This window comes from Aureibacter tunicatorum (genome assembly GCF_036492635.1).
Classification (GTDB): domain Bacteria; phylum Bacteroidota; class Bacteroidia; order Cytophagales; family Cyclobacteriaceae; genus Aureibacter; species Aureibacter tunicatorum.
On record NZ_AP025305.1, the window covers coordinates 1,162,874 to 1,181,041 of the forward strand.

The 18,168-nt window shown below is 38.4% G+C and carries 7 protein-coding genes; all 7 read left to right on the forward strand.

From position 1 onward, the window contains the following. Window positions 1–66: 66 nt before the first annotated feature. The 7 genes from AABK36_RS04995 (at window position 67) to murD (ending at window position 18,146) form a co-directional block, all read left to right on the forward strand. Window positions 67–10,458 carry a T9SS type B sorting domain-containing protein gene (locus tag AABK36_RS04995; protein ID WP_309941833.1) on the forward strand — a complete coding sequence of 3,464 codons (10,392 nt, stop codon included), beginning with the start codon at window positions 67–69 and terminating at the stop codon, window positions 10,456–10,458. 262 nt (window positions 10,459–10,720) lie between these two features. Beyond that, entirely contained in the window at window positions 10,721–11,647 is a 927-nt protein-coding gene (gene rsmH / locus AABK36_RS05000; protein ID WP_309941834.1) for a 16S rRNA (cytosine(1402)-N(4))-methyltransferase RsmH, read from the forward strand. Further along, window positions 11,634–12,017, forward strand: coding sequence for an FtsL-like putative cell division protein (locus AABK36_RS05005; RefSeq protein ID WP_309941836.1), 384 nt, complete (start codon window positions 11,634–11,636; stop codon window positions 12,015–12,017). The genes rsmH and AABK36_RS05005 overlap by 14 nt, the downstream gene beginning before the upstream one ends. Continuing rightward, entirely contained in the window at window positions 12,007–14,115 is a 2,109-nt protein-coding gene (locus AABK36_RS05010; RefSeq protein ID WP_309941837.1) for a penicillin-binding protein, read from the forward strand. Before AABK36_RS05005 ends, AABK36_RS05010 begins: the two co-directional genes overlap by 11 nt. Further along, window positions 14,105–15,559 carry a UDP-N-acetylmuramoyl-L-alanyl-D-glutamate--2,6-diaminopimelate ligase gene (locus AABK36_RS05015; protein WP_309941839.1) on the forward strand — a complete coding sequence of 485 codons (1,455 nt, stop codon included), beginning with the start codon at window positions 14,105–14,107 and terminating at the stop codon, window positions 15,557–15,559. The genes AABK36_RS05010 and AABK36_RS05015 overlap by 11 nt, the downstream gene beginning before the upstream one ends. 46 nt (window positions 15,560–15,605) lie before the next feature. Continuing rightward, complete coding sequence (gene mraY, locus AABK36_RS05020; RefSeq protein ID WP_309941840.1) at window positions 15,606–16,808, forward strand: phospho-N-acetylmuramoyl-pentapeptide-transferase; 1,203 nt, start codon at window positions 15,606–15,608, stop codon at window positions 16,806–16,808. Window positions 16,809–16,814: 6 nt separating this feature from the next. Beyond that, window positions 16,815–18,146: a UDP-N-acetylmuramoyl-L-alanine--D-glutamate ligase gene (murD, locus tag AABK36_RS05025; RefSeq protein ID WP_309941843.1), complete on the forward strand. Its 1,332-nt coding sequence runs from the start codon at window positions 16,815–16,817 to the stop codon at window positions 18,144–18,146. Window positions 18,147–18,168 lie beyond the last annotated feature (22 nt).

An 18,168-nucleotide genomic window follows, 5' to 3' on the forward strand; every position in this document is an offset into this window, starting at 1 on the left:
AGATCAGAATGGGTGTTATCTGATTGTTAAATTTTGAAAAAACAGGATTAATATAATATTTTGCCAATGAGACGAAGGAGTTTTACAAATTCATGCCGGCTAAGGGGATGGCTACTTTTTACATTTTTATTCAGCAGTGTCCTTTCATATGCTCAGTTCGATTATGGGGTTTTTGATATATTGGAACCTCCAAATCAGTATGTGTGCGATCCTAATAATATATCCTATCTGGAAACAGATTTTGAGATAGTCGCTCCAAATTTTGATTACACGGTTCCTGTTGTGACTTCCGATGACCAATCGATTTTGCCGAACGGTAATATAGTTGTAGAGGACTTGGGAATAGTCGATCCTAAAGACGGAACCCATATGTATCGAATTAAAGCAACCGCCGTGTCTTTAGGCGTGGTTAGGCTTGCGATTACTACTTCGATGAATAATGATCCTAATTATAGAGATCCGATAACCAAGGAGTTTGCGGTTAAATTTGGAGGAGGAAAGCAACCTGATGAATGCAGGCTTATCTTTAGCTCTCAGCTTAAGATGCCGAATCAGACAAACTTTAATTCCAATTTATGGGATTTGGTAAAAGATATTAGAGGTCCTGTTATTAAGTTTTTCGATATAGATGGCGATGGAGATCAAGATTGCTTTGTCGGCTCAACTATAGGTTCTAATGTTACATCAAAGATTTATTTCTTTGAAAATTTAGGCGGAGGACAATTTGCTCCCGCAGATGAGTTTAAGATTGTATTGCCTGAGCCTTCAGAGTGCTTTTCAAACAAATACCACTTCCCGGCGATAACAATGGGGGATTTGGATAACGATGGTGATCTGGATGTTTTGGTTGGTTATAATAGAGTGAACTGCGGATCTGAGAGAGGCGGTATTTTGTATTTTGAAAATGTTACGCCAATCGAAGATAGAAATGATGCATCGAAGATTAGGTTTCAATATAGAGGAAAAAACCCTTTTGGATTGCCTGATAGTTTTGGGGCTTATTTCAGAGGGCAAGAATTTAATCAAATCTTCCCTAGCTTGGAGGATGTTGATGGCGATGGCGATTTGGATTTGTTTATTTCAAGCGGGACAGGTTCATATCATTACTATGAAAATCACGCAATAGATCAAAATACAGGAGCTGTAAATATAGCTTCTCCGAATTGGAATGTGAATCAAGGCTCTGCTCAAGCGATTTTTAGAAATAGAGTTGATGATCCATTCGGGTTACCGTATAGAGGTGGTAATGATTATGGCGAAATGCCAAGCAATGTTGAGTGGGATGTGACAACGCATTTTGTTGATATTGACCAAGATGGCGATTTGGATTTGGTATGGGGAGATACTCAAGATAGAGATGGCGATAAAAATGGAATCGGTTATTTTGAGAATTTCTCAGGTAAGTGTAAAGTGCCTACTTTTCAAGATGCGGCAGGGAATGTTCAAGGAAAGTTGCTGTATAAAGATATCGAGTATGCGGAAGTTCATAAGTTTCAAACGGTATTCGTTGGAGACGTTTTTGGTGGAGAAGGCAATAATGGCGATGGAAATGTAGAGTTATTCACTGGAAGAAGAGGTGACAGCGGAGCGTCGTTAAGTGGTGTTTTTGTGGCAAACCAACCATTTTCAGCTCATCTGAGCGATAATGGTGGTGCTTTGGATCCTGAGTGGTGTATTGATACAGAAATCGAAACGGTTAGATTTATTGATGTTGCTTTCGATTTGCCTGAGGGAGTGAGTGTTTCTGATGTTGAATTTCAGGCATTTACATCTAATCAAAGAGTTTTGCCTGATGCAAATGTTGTGTGGCAGAAGCCTATTGACGGTACTGATAGGGTTATGATCACTAGAGTTCCCAATCAAACATCGCTGAATGATATCCGAATCGAGATGATTTTCAAATTGAGAGATGGTGTTAATCAGTGTCCATTAGCAAATAACAGATTGAAAGTAACTCAATATTGGAAAGTAGTAAATTGTTCAGAAGCTGGTGATATCAGCGGAAAAATATTTGAAGATGTTGACTATAATGGTGGGCAGGGAACTGCGTTTGACCCACTGTTGGACAGGCTTGTAAATGGAGTTAGAGTAGAGCTTTATAAAGAAAATGGCCAGTTCGTGGCTACAGCTACTACACAGAATGACCCTGTTCATGGCGACGGTTATTATAAGTTCGCTGGATACCCTGTAGGAAAATATCACGTGAGAGTTGTAAATAGCACTGTTGATCATCCGGATGATCCAGCGGCATTACCGGTCCAAACTTTTAGAATGCAAGGAGATAATGGAGCTTTGCAACCTGTTGGGAATAGAGTTGGAGGTGAAGATCCTTATTTGGTTGACGCTGATGAGAATACAAATAATACTCCGCTAGTTTCATTGACCAACAACTTCAAAACGCCTCAGTCATTATCGACAGTAGTTATTGCTGATGCGAATGGAGTAGAGGGTGTTGACTTTGGATTTAGTTATAGTGTCATTGTTAATCCAAATAGCAATGATCAAGGTTCTTTGAACCAGTTTATTACGAATGCAAATTTGATCAATGGTACACAAACGAGTTATTTTGAAATTAGACAAAAAGGCTCTTATCAATATCAACCAGGGGATGATTTTATTATTGACTTGAACGGTATTGATTTGCCTGAAATATTGGCTCCTATCGTATTGGACGCCTTTACTCAACAAGGTAGCTCTGCGGATATCAATTATGGAGAACATGATATCCGAATTGAAATCGAAGGTAATAATATCACAGGTTCGATTTTAAATTTGGGAGATGATTCAGATGGTTCGACCATTAAAGGTTTCTCATTGACAAATAACACGAATGGTATTTCAGCAATATCTGTGAATTCTGAATCCAATAGCATAGAATCAAACTTTATTGGTCTGGCTATGGATGGGCTAACAGCGAAGCCGAATTTATTAGGAATTACTGTTGATAGCGATAATGTGATGATTGGTGGAGCGGATTTGTCTAAAAGAAATGTGATTTCTGGTAATATGAGTGCCGCGATTATGATGGAGGGAGATGATAATGTCATTCAGAATAATACGATTGGTGCGAATAAATGGCTGAACATATTGTTAAATACACCTCAGGCAGTTCCTAATAATGTTCTTGCTAGTCAAAGAAATGTGAAGACTAGAGGAGCGGTTATGTTGGAAGGTTCAGGACATAAAGTTTTGGATAATAATATTGCAGGGAACTGGGGCAATGGTGTTTTGATCAATGGCGTTTCCGATTTGGAAATTTATGGAAATGGGATAGGCGTGATAAATACTCCAGATGGAGGCGTTGTGGATATGGGGAATGGAGATACTGATCCTAATGTTCTTGCAAACCAACAACAATCAGGAATCTTTATTACTGCTACAAACCCTGCAAGATCTGATCGAAATCAAAATATAGTCATCGGAGGTTTGTTGGCTGGAGATGGAAAGAAAAATACAATTGCTAACAATGTGCATAATGGAATTGCATTTGACAATGACCCTATAAACGGATGGTTTGCAAGTGATAAAGATAGGCATGTGTCTATTCTTGCCAATTCCATTTATAATAATGGCGATTTGGGTATAGACTTGCAACATAGTTTCTCTGGTGTGGGAGATCCAGGACAAGGGCATACAGAACATGATGCAAATACTATTGATGTGAACTATCCTGTATTTACATTAAGCGCGATTGATCAGGATGGGAATGTGAGCATTCAGTTGAAAGGCTTGCCTGCTGATGGAGAGAATGATCAATATTATGCTTTGTTGTTTTATGCTAATGACGATTATAGAAGTTTCAGTTATGAAGATTATCCAACTTTAATAGACGCCGAAAACCAGCACAATGATCCTGCGAACGACAAGGATGTGTTTCTTGGAGAAGGAAGGGTGTTTTTGTCTGCAATTGCGGTTACAGGAACTCAAATTTTGAATAATCCGGTTTTTAAAGCTCCAATTACGGAGTTTTTAGGAGGTCCTGATGTGGATGTTCAGCCAGGTAAGTTTATTACAGGTAAATATGTGAGAATCAATGACCTGGCGATTGTGGATCAAAATACAGGGAAATTAAAGACTTCGTTGATCGATCAAGACAATTATGGCAGTTACTTTGGAGCAAGTTCAGAGTTTAGCGCTGTGGTTGAGTTGACCAACTTGCCAAAAGTTAAAGCAGATTTCAATTTTGAAATTTGTTATAACAACGGAGACTATATCAATCATGACCCATCAGTGCCTGTTACGATGGAGGTAAAGGTTACCAATGAAGCGGCTGATCCAGGTAGCGGCATTGTCAGACCTGACCTGCCTGCAAATACTATTAATTTAGTATGGGGAGTTTACAGACCAATTCCAGGGGGAGGAAAAGCAAGATTATACCATCAGAATTTAGGATTTATAACACAAGAAATAGAAGTTGGTGATAGCTATATTCAAAGTGTTGAAATACCAAAAGACTTCTTGGTTTGTTTGCAAGATGGAGATTTCATAGAAGCTTCGGCTTACCCAATCATTCCATTGGATGATGAAAGCGCAGTAACAACTGTAGTAGAGAAGACTGATATTGAGGCTTGCTTTAACCTGCCTGAGCAAAATGTTCTGGTTGATCCTGTGACGATTTGCGATGGGGAGGATGTGGACTTAAGATTGTATCCGGTAGATTTGGATAATAATCCTGCAACAAATGATACTTTACGTTATAATGTGAGATACACGCTTTTGGATGCGGATAAAAATTTATTGAACCCAACTGTTGAGGTTGTGTTGACGCATCTGCAGAATAACGAAAGAGAAGCATTTTTGAATGTGCCTTCAAGCTTGTTGCCTCAAATCGATTATACAGGAGTGTTGCCTCCTGTTCAAGAGTCGCAAACTTATTATGTATTGGCTGAATATTTACTTCCAGCAACTCCATGTAAAAACGATACTGTGCCGGTGCAAATTACAGTGAATCCTCAATTCAGACCTGATGATTTTAATTTTGATGCAAAGAATGGAGTAGTTTGTGCTTTGGATGATGATTTGATTATTGTTAATGGACAAGCAGGAAACACTAACTATTTATATAATGTCTATGATGATGCGAATTATGTAAATGACCCTTCTATTGCACCTGTAATTCAAGATTGGTCTAATGCTATAGATGAAAATACTGTAAATGCGGCTGGTTACTTTAATGGTGTGAATACAGTTGATTTCTATATCACTGCTCGTCCTAATCCTGCTTCAGGATTGGATATTTGTGATGATGAAATAACTGTGGATACTGTTACTTTTACATATCAACAACCAAATCTGAATAACTTGAGCATGAGCATTTCACCGAATAGCTTATGTCAAAATGATGAAACACCGATTTCAATAACATTGGATGGTTTAGAGGATACTAAAACGTATAGGGTTTTTGCGACAACTCCAGCGACTATTGAAGCTGACTTAATCCCATATATTCAGAATCAAACGGGACAATTAGTTGACGTAGTCAATCGAAATTCCATAAGCGACCCTGCAAGTTATCCTGTGATGGTTGAGGTTGAGGATTTAGCGATTGGCAGAGGATGTAAAGTTAACTGGGATCCAAATCAGAGCATTGAAATAGAGGCATTGCCTGATTCGACCTTGACGATAAATTCGCCAACTGACGAGCTTTGCCCATATGAGGATTATGACTTGACGGCGAATTTAGTCTCGTTTATTGATAATCCGGAAATGGATGTTATATATATTCTGAGATCCGAAGATGATTTGACAGTGGATTTGGATACATGGGATCCTCAAGATGCTGCTGACGCGATGGTAATTCCAGGGACTTCATTGCCTGGTGGAGAGGCGAACTTTGTGGTTTTCGCACGTAAGAAAACAGGTAATAATTGCGAGGTGAAAATGCAAAACGGAATAGTGGTTGATGTGAAGTTTTCGCCTGTTTTGCCTGTTTTGACTATCGATCCAATATGTTATCCTACTGATACTGATTACTTGACATATGTTTTAGCAGTACCGTCAGCAACTGATGAAGAATATAGAATTTCTAAAGATGCGGCAGGCAATGAAGTTGTTGAAACTTTTGTTGGTAATGGGGGTGATTACGATGTTGATTTGCCAATAGAATCCGCCAGAATATCAGGTGGTGAAATCGTATTCTATATTACAGCTCGTAAAAATGGATGTAATGGATTTAATGATCCAGCACAACAAATCACTATCCCTGTAAAGAATCAGATAGATAATATGCTTGTTGTTCGCTCTGATGCGCCTCAAGTCTGTCTTGACGAAACGTCTACGATTACTGTTGAAGCTTCACAAAACGGAACGGTTTATACATTGCTGCAAAACAACATTGTTTTGGAAACAATGACGGGTAATGGCAGTGATTTATCGTTTAGTGAAGTTGCTTATACCATTGCTCAAGCGTATACTTACTCTGTAGAGGCGTCTAATGATGGATGTATTGATACTTTAGAAAATACGGTTATAATTGATGTGTCATCAATTGCGGATTTGACTGTTGATGTAGCATCATTTGACCATTGTGTGGGAGAGGATTTTGATGTATTGGCTTCGCAGGTCATTCCAAATATGGAGCCTGGAGTTGTATATACTATTAAAAATGGTGTGAATGATATTGTAATAAGTGATCCTAATGATCAAGTGCTTATATCAGGTGCTGATTTAATGTCGAATGGGTTCTTTAATATTACGGCGGAGAATAGTGTTGGCAATGCTTGTGTAAGAACCTTGGATAATCAATTAGAAATAACAATCATTCCTTTACCAGTTATTGAAGAAGCTGATATTCAAATTTGCTACCCTGATGATAGTGCTTTGCCAGCTAAGGCTATATTATCCATTTCTACTTTGTCAGATACTGAGTACTACTTGTCTGATGTTAGAGCATTGAAAGGGGATCCTTCAGCTGCTTATTATGATTTTGCAGGTAATGGAGGAATGGTGAGTGTTGAGGTTGACTTGGATGCTGCTGACCTAACGAATTTGCAGAAGACATTCTATCTTAATGCAAGAAATGTAGGTTGTAATGATTACCACGCTGCTATAGACATGAAAGAGGTTAGGGTTGTGATTAGCCCTAAGGTTGATTTGTCTTTGAATGTTTTTGGTTCTGATGCGGAAATTTGCTACGGAGGTGATTATTCATTGACTATTGAAAATAGCCAACAAGGAGTCTCTTATGATGTGGTGGACCAGGTAACAGGACAGGATATTATTACAGGTGTTTCTGGTAATGATGGTGATTTGTTAATTGATATTCCTGTTAATGGAGCAGATATTAACGGAGCGGTAAGAGTTTTCCAAGTGAGAGCAACTCAAGTAGGTACTGGTTGTGGCGGAGACTTTTTGCTGGATCAAGAGCAATTAACAATACATCCTAATCCAGATGAGAATACGAATGTTTCAACAGTAGCTCCTATATGCTATAACACGGACTACGTAGCTGGCTTATCGGAGATCATTCCTGGATATGATCCTATGGTGAGAATGGATTATGTTGTTCAAAGGCAAAATGAAGTTTGGAGCCAAACTTTGAGTTTTGTTCCAGGTAACCCTGAGCCTCAATTAGTGATTCCAGCTGCTGAGTTGAATAGTACGGTAAACATTTTTACGATTACAGTGACTTCAGAGTTTGGTTGTTCAACTGAGCTTATTAATAAGTTGAGTATTGGGGTACAAAGTTTGCCGATGACTGATGCTGATGTTGACGAGATTTCAATGCAATGTCTGAATGTTGATGGTAGGGATTTGGTGAAAGTGAATAATCCAACAACTGAGCAGTATTATTTCGTTAAGGATGTCTCTGGAAACATTGTTTCAGGTGTGAAAGAGTATTACATGGGAGGAGACTTGTATCTGGACTTGGATCCATCATTGTTCTCGCCAGCTGAACAAGGCAATACGCATAACTTAACTTTATTTACTCAAAAAGATCAATTATGCGATGAAGTGGCAGTGATTGACTTTGACGTTGAGGTTGTGGAAGAAAGCTTGCCGGCTAAAGACATAGTTACGATACCTGAAATTTGCATTAGCGATTTAGGAAGCTATGTTAGTGCAGTGAATTTTGTTGACATTTATGGAGAAAGAGGGCAGATAGGTAGAACTTACTCATTATATGATGATCAAGGAAATTTGATAGACGAGGATGTAATGAGGACTGGTGTTCCTGATCCACATGCGAAGCTTAATTTAACTCAAGATTGGGTGAATGATGTTGTTGACAATTGGAAACTAGGTATTTATAGATTTGAGTTGAGAGGTCATTATCAAGGCTGTGAGTTTGATGTTACAAATATTAATACAGTTCATGTTTTTGAAATGAGGGTTGTTGGTGTCGAACCACTATATATGGATTTGATTGAAGGATCAAAGTCATGTTTAGGAGAGGCGTTTAGTGGACAAGTGTTGAAAAATATGGATCCAGCATATTCATATGAAATTCGTAAGGATGATGGTGAATTTGAGACAATTGATCCGAATACTGGATTTGTAACGTTGGATGCTAATAAGTTTACTGGACTTGGAAGGCCTGGAGATGTTGAATTTACAGTTGTTGCTACTAGAGTATTGGATATAGATAACCCAAATAATACTCAGGGGCATAATAGGTGTGAAATTATATTTGAAGAGAAGTTTATTGTTGAAGTTATGCCTGATCCTCGAAATATTCAGGTAGAGGCGCAATCTATTTGTTATTCTTCAGTTACCACAGATGATGACGGATCGTTAGTAACCTTAAGCAAGCTTGAACCGAATGTTGAATATTTCCTTCACGTAAATGGAGATGTGATTAAGTTTGAGGATACTGATAGTGATGGCAGTGATCAAAATGTCATAAGTGTGAGAAGGCATGGCTTGAGACCGGGTGAGAATGGACCTTTTAATATCACAGCGAGGCGAAAGTTGACAGATACCCAGACTTGTAATAGAGAAATAGATTTAGATAGGACGGTTACTATTTTAGTTACTCCGGAATTAGCAAATAAGGATCAAAATGTAACGACCAATCCAGTTGATGGCAGAGTTTGTTTTGGAGAACCTTTGGAAATTACATTGCCTCAAGTTGTTGAAAACTGGCAATATACTGTTGTTGATTTTGAAGGTAATGCATTGACAGAACCTTATCCTGTTGATGTCTCGGATGCCTCTTTGACACTCACAGTGCCAGGGGAATCCTTGAAACTGTATGAGAATAAACTCAAAATAATGGCTGAGTATATAGCTGAAGATTACATAGCTTGTCCTGATACTTTAGATGTGGTAGTTGATGTGTATGTAGAGCCTTTACCTGATGCGAACGTTAAGATGAAAGCTGAAGGGACTCTGTGTAGCACGACAGCTCCGGCTGTAGTGGAACTTACCAAGACGAACAGCTCTTATACTTATTACTTAGTTAATTCGGAAGATGAAGCGTTGACTGAAGTAGAGCCAATCGAGCAAGGTAAAACATTGAGATTTGAGCTTGATCCTAAATATTTGAGCGATTACAACAATGTGTTTAGGGTAATTGCTATATCCAATTCACTGGGTTGTGAAAGTGAAATATCTGACAACTATGTGGTAGTGAATAGGGAATTGGATCGAGAAGCTCCTGAGTTCTTGGATCAAATTGGAAATATTTATGAGACGATCACTGGGGCTGGAGATGGTTTGCCAATCAATTGGAGAGAGCCTGAAGCTGTGGATAATTGCGATCCAAATGTTCTTGTTGAATATGAAATATTCGAAGAGCTGACTGGAAACAAAGTTGACTTGAGAAACGGTAGCTTGTTCCCTAAAAATGTGAAGTACATTGTTAGGTATACAGCTAAAGACGCTTCTGATAATACTTCAATAATGGAATTCATAGTATTAGTATCTGATGAAACGTTCAAAAACAACCCGCCAATCGTAAGAGATGATGTGTATTATGTAAGAACGAATGAGTCTGTTGATATCTTCCCATTGGAAAATGACACGGATCCTGACGGAGACCTTGATCCAGGATCGTTTAAGGTCGTAGGAGAATTGCCTGATGTGGGTGAGTTTGAGTATTTTGATGATACGAAATCATTTACATTCCATGCATTGGATGTGGAGCCTCAAGAGTTATCATTCTTCTATGAAGTTCATGATTCTACAGGTAATCAAGGACAGGCAGTGGTTTATATTAATGTCTTGGATGTGGATGAAGTGTTGGTTCACAATATGTTTACCCCTAATGGCGATGGTGTGAATGACTATTTTGTTATCCAACAGGCTGAAAAATACCCTAACTCTTTGTTGAGAGTATATAATAGATACGGTAGCAAAGTTTATGAGAAGAAAGGGTATAGAAATGATTGGGACGGAGTATCTAATATCAATCTTAAGCTAGGAGATAAAGTACTTCCGGAAGGAACATATTTCTATATCTTTGAGAAGAATGATGGCAGTGAACCATTATCAGGTTACGTTTATTTGAAACCTTAATGAATTAAGGAATAATATATAATTATCAAGGAAAGGCTGATTTGAAAGAATCAGCCTTTTTTTTGTTTTTAAGAACTATATGTGTTAAAATGATCAATTATTAGCGAACTTGGCTTTGCCGCAGTTTTTTTGTCTACGGATTAGTGTTGTGAATGAATATCTTTAACTAAATTTGTGGGATTTTTGAAAGCAATGGGTTTGTCTCGAAATAAGATTTTAAATACGCATGCTTTTCAATTTAATTTTAGAAAATTCTTAGAATATGTCGGATCAATATCATATACCTGTAATGCTTAGTGAATGTGTGGAAGGCTTGAATATCAACCCTTCAGGCATTTATGTGGACGTGACTTTTGGAGGAGGAGGGCATTCCAAGGAAATTTTGAAGCACCTTGATGAAAATGGAAAATTGTATAGTTTCGATCAAGATCCGGATGCTTTGAGAAATGTCGAAGGGATTGATTCGTCGTCGTTTAATTTTATTCAGGCTAATTTCAGGCATATCAAACGATTCTTGAAGCTTAAAGGAGTCTCTCAAGTGGATGGCATATTGGCTGATTTGGGTATTTCCTCACATCAGATTGATGAAGGTGAAAGGGGCTTTTCAACGAGATTTGACGCCCAGTTGGACATGAGAATGGATCAAAAGCAAACTTTGACAGCTAGAACGATCGTTAATGAATACGCTGAAAAAGACTTGCACAAGATCTTTGGGATTTATGGAGAAATTAAAAATGCCAAGACTTTAGCTTCTGCCATAGTTTCTGCCAGATCCGAAGGTCCGATCGAAACAATTGACCAATTGAAAAATATATTGGTTAAAATAGCTCCTAGAAATAGAGAGTTCAAGTACTTCGCTCAAGCTTTTCAAGCTTTGAGAATAGAAGTGAATGACGAGATGGGAGCATTAGAGGATTTGCTGGTTCAATGCGGAGATATTTTGGCACCTGGAGGTAGATTGGTGGTCATGTCCTATCATTCATTGGAGGATCGTCTGGTAAAAAATTATATTGCCAAGGGCAAGTTTTCCGGCGAAGCTGAAAAAGATTTTTATGGTAATTTGATCAGGCCTTTATCGCCAGTGACTCGCAAGCCGGTGATTGCTACTCCAGATGAAGTGGATGAGAATCCGAGAGCTAGAAGCGCCAAATTGAGAATTGCCGAGAAGAAACAAGATGATAAGAAATAGCTACAGATCGGGAAAAAGGCCAGCTAGAAAGAAAAAGCAAGTGAGCATATTTGGCGTGATTGAGAAATATGTGAATCTTGATGCTTTTTTCGAAGGCGGTTTGCCTGTCAAATATTTGCCTAAGATTGTTTTTATTAGTCTGATGGGAATTATTTACATAGGCAATAGCCACATGACCGAGAAAAATACCCGTAAGATAGACAAGCTTCAAGTGGAAGTTGAAGATTTAAGAGCGAATTATACTACCCTTAAGGCTTCTTACATGTATGCGAGCAAGCAGTCTGAAGTAGCAAAAAGTGTTAAGAAAATGGGCTTGAAGGAAAGTTTGGTTCCACCAGTAAAGATACAAGTGAAAAAAAGTGAATATTAAGAAATCCATATTATTCCGCTCGCGGCTGGCTTTTTTATTCGTGCTGTTGTTTGCAGTGGCTTTGATCTATAGGATTGTGGCTATACAGTTTGTAGAAGGGGAGAAATGGATTCAAAAAGCTGATCAGATCGGTCTGAAACATAAAGAACTTAAAGCGACAAGAGGAAATATATATTCAGATAATGGAAGTTTGATGGCGACATCATTGCCTTTCTATAAAGTCGCATTCGACCCTACGCGAGCTTCCGATGAAGTTTATAAAGCAGGAATCGATACGCTGTCTGACTTGCTTTCCAAAAAATTTGGAGGGAAATCGGCAAATGGCTACAGAAGAATGATCAATGACGCTCGAAAAAATAAATCACAGTATATCGTATTGAGCCGTAAGTTGATTGATCATTTGGATAAGAAAGAAGTTCAGACTTGGCCTATTCTTAAGGAAGGCCGTATGAAAGGCGGCGTGATTTTCGAAAAAGTGAATAAACGCTTTTTGCCTTTTAATGATCTGGCCAGAAGGACTATTGGTTTTGTAAATGAGAATTACAATGGAGCGGGCTTGGAGTATAGTTTCAATGATCGCTTGGCGGGTGAGAATGGACAAGCCCTGTACAGAAAGATTTCAGGAGGGCGTTGGAGACCAGTGCATGATGAGTCTGAAGTTAGGCCTGTGAATGGCTTTGATATTGAAACTACGATTGATATAAATCTACAAGACGTGGCTCAAAGCGCTTTGAAATCCGCTCTTCAAAGCTATAAGGCAGACTATGGTTGCGCCGTGGTTATGGAAGTGAAAACAGGTGAGATCAAGGCAATGACGAACCTCAGTTATGATGAAGAGTCGGACTACTATTATGAGAATTACAACTTTGCTGTTGGTGCGCAAGGATTGACTGAACCGGGCTCTACGTTCAAATTGGCTTCCATGATAGCGTTGTTTGAGGAATCTAATTTGGATATTGATGATAAGGTTCAAACTGGAGATGGCGAGTATGAGTTTTACGACAAGATAATGAGAGATCACAAGCCCGGAGGATATGGCGAATTAACGGTCAAAGACGCATTTGCCAAATCGTCCAATATCGCGATTTCTAAGCTTGTTAATGACCAATTTGGCTTAACTCCTGAGCGGTTTATAAATTATATCAAGGATATGGGACTTTTAGAGCCTTTAGGCTTTCAAATGGTGGGCGAAGGCGTGCCATATATCAAGAGTCCTGATGATAAGACATGGAGTGGAGTAACATTGCCTTGGATGTCTATTGGTTATGAATTGAAACTGACGCCTTTGCATGTCTTGGCATTTTATAACGCAGTAGCCAATAATGGGCGAATGGTGAGGCCAATGATCGTCAAGAGAGTTTTTGAAACCAATAGAGAGATTCAAACTTACAAAACAGAAGTGATCAAAAAGAAAATCTGTTCGGACGCAACTTTGAGTAAAGTGAGGGAATTATTGGTCGAAGTGGTTGAAACAGGCACTGCGAAAAATATTAAAAATGATTATTATAAAATTGCGGGTAAAACTGGAACAGCTCAGAAAGTAATTAATAGAAAATACACAAAAAAGTATTATACTTCGTTCGCAGGCTTCTTTCCAGCGGAGTCGCCAAAGTACAGTTGCATAGTTGTGATAGACAAACCTACGGGTGGGCAGCAGTATGGAAGCGATGCTGCGGCTCCAGTCTTTAAGGAAATCGCAGATAAGATTTATTCCACGGATTTGAATTTGCATAAAGCAGGCTTGGAGACTCAATCAAGCCAAGGTTCATTCCCTGTTATCAAGAAAGGTTTGGGTGAGGATTTGAAGTTTTTATGCAATGAGTTGGGAATTTCAAATCATATGAAGACAGATGACGAATGGGTAAAAACTAGAGTCAATAATAACGCTGTGGAATGGGTGTCCAATAGAAATGCGATGAATAGAGTTCCCGATGTTAGAGGTATGACATTGAAAGATGCCATGTATTTATTGGAGAATGCTGGATTAAGAGTTGTATATAAAGGAACAGGCAGAGTGGAGACTCAGTCGATTGTTCCTGGCGATAAAATAAAAATTGGCACTCAAATTTTTTTAAAACTGAAATTTAATGATACTTAATAACCTATTGAAAGGAGTGGAATTTCGCTCCGAAGATGACCTGGGATTAGAAATTGCTAAAGTTCAGTTTGATTCCAGAAAAGTTGCCGAAGGCGATGTTTTTGTCGCTGTCAATGGCTTGCATGTTGATGGACATGACTATATTAACAAAGCTATAGCTGCGGGTTGTGTCGCTATAGTAGGTGAAAAAGAAAAAGGTGACATAGCGGAAAACTTTGACAAAGTCATTTACGTGCAAGTGAATGACAGTTCAAAGGCATTGGGTGTCATGGCGTCAAATTACTATGGAAACCCTTCATCTAAATTGGATATAGTTGCTGTGACAGGGACAAATGGTAAGACCTCTACGGTAACATTGTTGTTTCAATTATTTGAAAAGTTGGGGCATTCTGTTGGTCTGCTTTCAACGGTTGAAAATCGCATCAATGATGAGATTATTCCTTCCACTCATACGACTGCAGACGCTTTAGCGATTAATGAAATGTTGGCAAAAATGGTTTCGGAAGGAGTAAGCCACTGTTTCATGGAAGCTAGTTCTCATGCGATAGTTCAAAATAGAATGTTTGGGCTTCGATTGAAAGGAGCTGTTTTTACAAATATATCGCATGATCATTTGGATTATCATGGCACTTTCAAAGAGTATATAAGCGCAAAAAAACTTCTATTTGATCGGTTGGGCAAAGAGTCCTTCGCTTTGGTAAATGTTGATGACAAAAGAGGTTTGGTGATGTTGCAAAACTCAAAAGCCAAGGCCTATACATATTCTTTAAAAAATCCTTCGGACTTCAAAGCTCGATTAATTGCGGACACTTTCGAAGGGCTTCAGTTGGAACTGGATAGAAAAGAGGTGTGGTTGAGGATGACAGGGCTTTTCAATGCATATAACATTTTAGCCGTATATGCTGTTGCTAGTCTTTTGGATGAGGATTCTGATGAAGCGTTGATGATATTGTCGCAGTTGAAAGGCGCTGAAGGAAGATTTGAGAGAATTGAAAATCAAAAATCACTGACAGCCATAGTTGACTATGCTCATACGCCTGATGCTTTGGGAAATGTGTTGGATACGATTAAGAAAGTAGGACCGGAAGGGAAAATAATCACTGTTGTGGGCTGCGGAGGCGATAGAGACCGAACGAAGCGACCTGAAATGGCTAAGATAGCTTGCTCACTGAGTGATAAAGTAATATTGACATCTGATAATCCAAGAAGCGAAGATCCTGAACTGATTCTTAATGAAATGGTAAAAGGTGTGAGAGATGAGGATTTGCATAAATATATCAAATTGACAGACCGAAGAGAAGCTATTAAATTGTCGGTTATGCTGGCTGAAAAGGGAGATGTGATTCTTATCGCTGGCAAGGGACATGAAACTTATCAAGAGATCAATGGTATTAAAAGCCACTTTGACGATAGGGAGGAGCTTAGGTCTTTTTTGGACGCTTAATTGAATAGCAAAGTTTAAGAATTTACGATTACACTATAGTTTAAAAATGTTTTATTATCTTTTTGATTATTTAAAAAAGACTTTTGATTTAGCTGGAGCAGGAGTTTTTCAGTATATCACTTTTCGAGCTGGAGCAGCGATGTTCGCCTCGTTGATTATCACAATATTTTTTGGCAAAGCGATTATAGACAAGTTGCACCGCTTGCAAGTAGGCGAAAGCATCAGGGATCTGGGCTTGGAAGGTCAGATGGAAAAAAAAGGTACGCCAACCATGGGAGGAATTATGATCATCATGGCTATTGTGATACCGACGATACTTTTCGCTCAATTAGATAATATATATATCATATTGTTGATAGTTTCCACTTTATGGATGGGAGTTATTGGTTTTCTAGATGATTATATAAAAGTTTTCAGGAAGAATAAAGAAGGGTTGGCCGGAAGGTTCAAGATTGTCGGACAAGTTGGCCTGGGTTTGATCGTAGGACTTACTCTTTATTTTCATGAAGATGTGGTGGTTAGAATCAATGACGCCCAAGATTTGAGTGGTGGAGTGATGACCGCATATCATGATATCAAGTCAACAGTGACGACTATTCCTTTTCTTAAGAACAATGAATTTGATTATTCGATGCTTCTGCCATTTTTACCGGATAGTTATACTTGGATAGTTTATGTCTTGGTTGTGATATTTATTGTTACGGCAGTATCGAATGGTGCGAATATTACGGATGGTATTGACGGATTGGCCGCTGGTGTTTCTGCCGTGATTGGTATTGTTCTGGCGATTTTCGCTTACTTGTCAGGAAATGCGATATTTGCGGACTATCTGAATATCATGTATATACCAATGTCGGGAGAATTAGTGATATTTTGCGCGGCTTTTATTGGTGCTTGCATAGGGTTCTTATGGTATAATAGTTTTCCCGCTCAAGTATTCATGGGAGACACAGGAAGTCTTTCCATAGGAGGTGTGATTGCTGTCATGGCTTTAGTGGTTAAAAAGGAATTGTTGATACCTATTTTATGCGGTGTTTTTCTTATAGAAAATCTTTCTGTGATTATTCAAGTAGGGTATTTCAAGTATACGAAAAAGAAATATGGAGAAGGTCGCAGAGTCTTTAAAATGGCGCCTTTGCATCACCATTATCAAAAGATGGGAATTCATGAGTCAAAGATTGTGAGCAGGTTTATTATTGTCACGATTTTGCTGGCGATTTTAACATTGACAACTTTAAAGCTTAGATAAGTATCGATGAGTAAAGTAGTGATATTAGGAGGTGGTGAAAGTGGAATTGGAGCGGCTGTTTTAGCCAAGAAGAAGGGTTTTGAAACTTTTTTATCGGATTTTGGCGTATTGAACCGTCAGTATAAAGAAGAGCTTGAACTTCAAAATATTGATTTTGAAGAAGAAGGTCATACAGAAAGTTTGATTCTTGATGCCGACATGATAATTAAAAGTCCTGGTATACCAGGGACAATTCCATTATTAAAAAAAGCGAAAGACAATGGAATTAAGATTGTCTCTGAAATCGAATTTGCTTTTGAGCTTACAGGTGCTAATGTCATTGCTATAACAGGAACTAACGGGAAAACGACTACGACTTCGTTGATTTATCATTTGCTGGAAAGTGCTGGGTATGATGTTGGGCTTGGAGGTAATATAGGTTTTAGTTTTGCGAGGCAAGTTGCCGAACAAGATAAAGAATGGTATGTCTTGGAGGTTTCTAGTTTTCAGCTTGACGACATTGATACATTCAGGCCTAATATTGCTGTTTTGCTAAACATTACTCCTGACCATTTGGATCGGTACGATTATGATATGAGCAAGTACGTTGATTCAAAGTTTAGGATAACAAAGAATCAAAAGAGTGGCGATAGTTTTATTTTCAATGCTGATGATGAATTTATTAAACAGCGTTTGAACGATTCAATTTTAGAAAATAGGGATTGCGTTCCTGTGTCATTGACATCGCAAAGTGAAAATAGCATATGCGTTTATGACGGTATGGAACTAATATTTCCAGCTTCGGATTTGAGAATATCATTTAACGAATTGTCTTTGAAAGGACCGCATAATGTTCAAAATGTAGCCCATGCTGTAGTCGCTGTGAAAAAAGCAGGTCTTGAAAATGAACAGATTTTGAATGGCTTGAGAACTTTTTCTCCAATAGAACACCGTATGGAAAAGGTTGCTGAAGTTGATGGAGTGAGTTTTTATAATGATTCGAAAGCGACGAATGTTGATGCGACTAAGTTTGCTTTGGAAAGTTTTGACGATGTAATCTGGATCGCGGGAGGAGTTGACAAAGGAAATGATTATGCATTGCTATCGGAAATCGTTGAAAAAAATGTCAAGGCCTTGATTGCTTTAGGTAAGGACAATGCCAAGTTAATTTCTGCTTTCAAGAATATTATTCCTGTATACGATTGTCATAGTATGGATGAAGCTATTGAGAAAGCTGTTGGATTGGCAGAAAAAGGAGATGTCGTTTTGCTGTCCCCGGCTTGCGCAAGTTTCGATTTATTTAAGAATTATGAACATCGTGGACAGGTTTTCAAACAAGAGGTGAATAAATTATTGTGAAAAAAATAATTATTCCCGTAAT

Excerpts from the sequence above, each read along its gene's own strand:
- AABK36_RS04995 (WP_309941833.1), top strand. The coding sequence starts at position 67 with ATGAGACGAAGGAGTTTTACAAATTCATGCCGGCTAAGGGGATGGCTA.
- rsmH (WP_309941834.1), top strand. The coding sequence starts at position 10,721 with ATGTCGGATCAATATCATATACCTGTAATGCTTAGTGAATGTGTGGAA.
- AABK36_RS05005 (WP_309941836.1), top strand. The coding sequence starts at position 11,634 with ATGATAAGAAATAGCTACAGATCGGGAAAAAGGCCAGCTAGAAAGAAA.
- AABK36_RS05015 (WP_309941839.1), top strand. The coding sequence starts at position 14,105 with ATGATACTTAATAACCTATTGAAAGGAGTGGAATTTCGCTCCGAAGAT.
- mraY (WP_309941840.1), top strand. The coding sequence starts at position 15,606 with ATGTTTTATTATCTTTTTGATTATTTAAAAAAGACTTTTGATTTAGCT.
- murD (WP_309941843.1), top strand. The coding sequence starts at position 16,815 with ATGAGTAAAGTAGTGATATTAGGAGGTGGTGAAAGTGGAATTGGAGCG.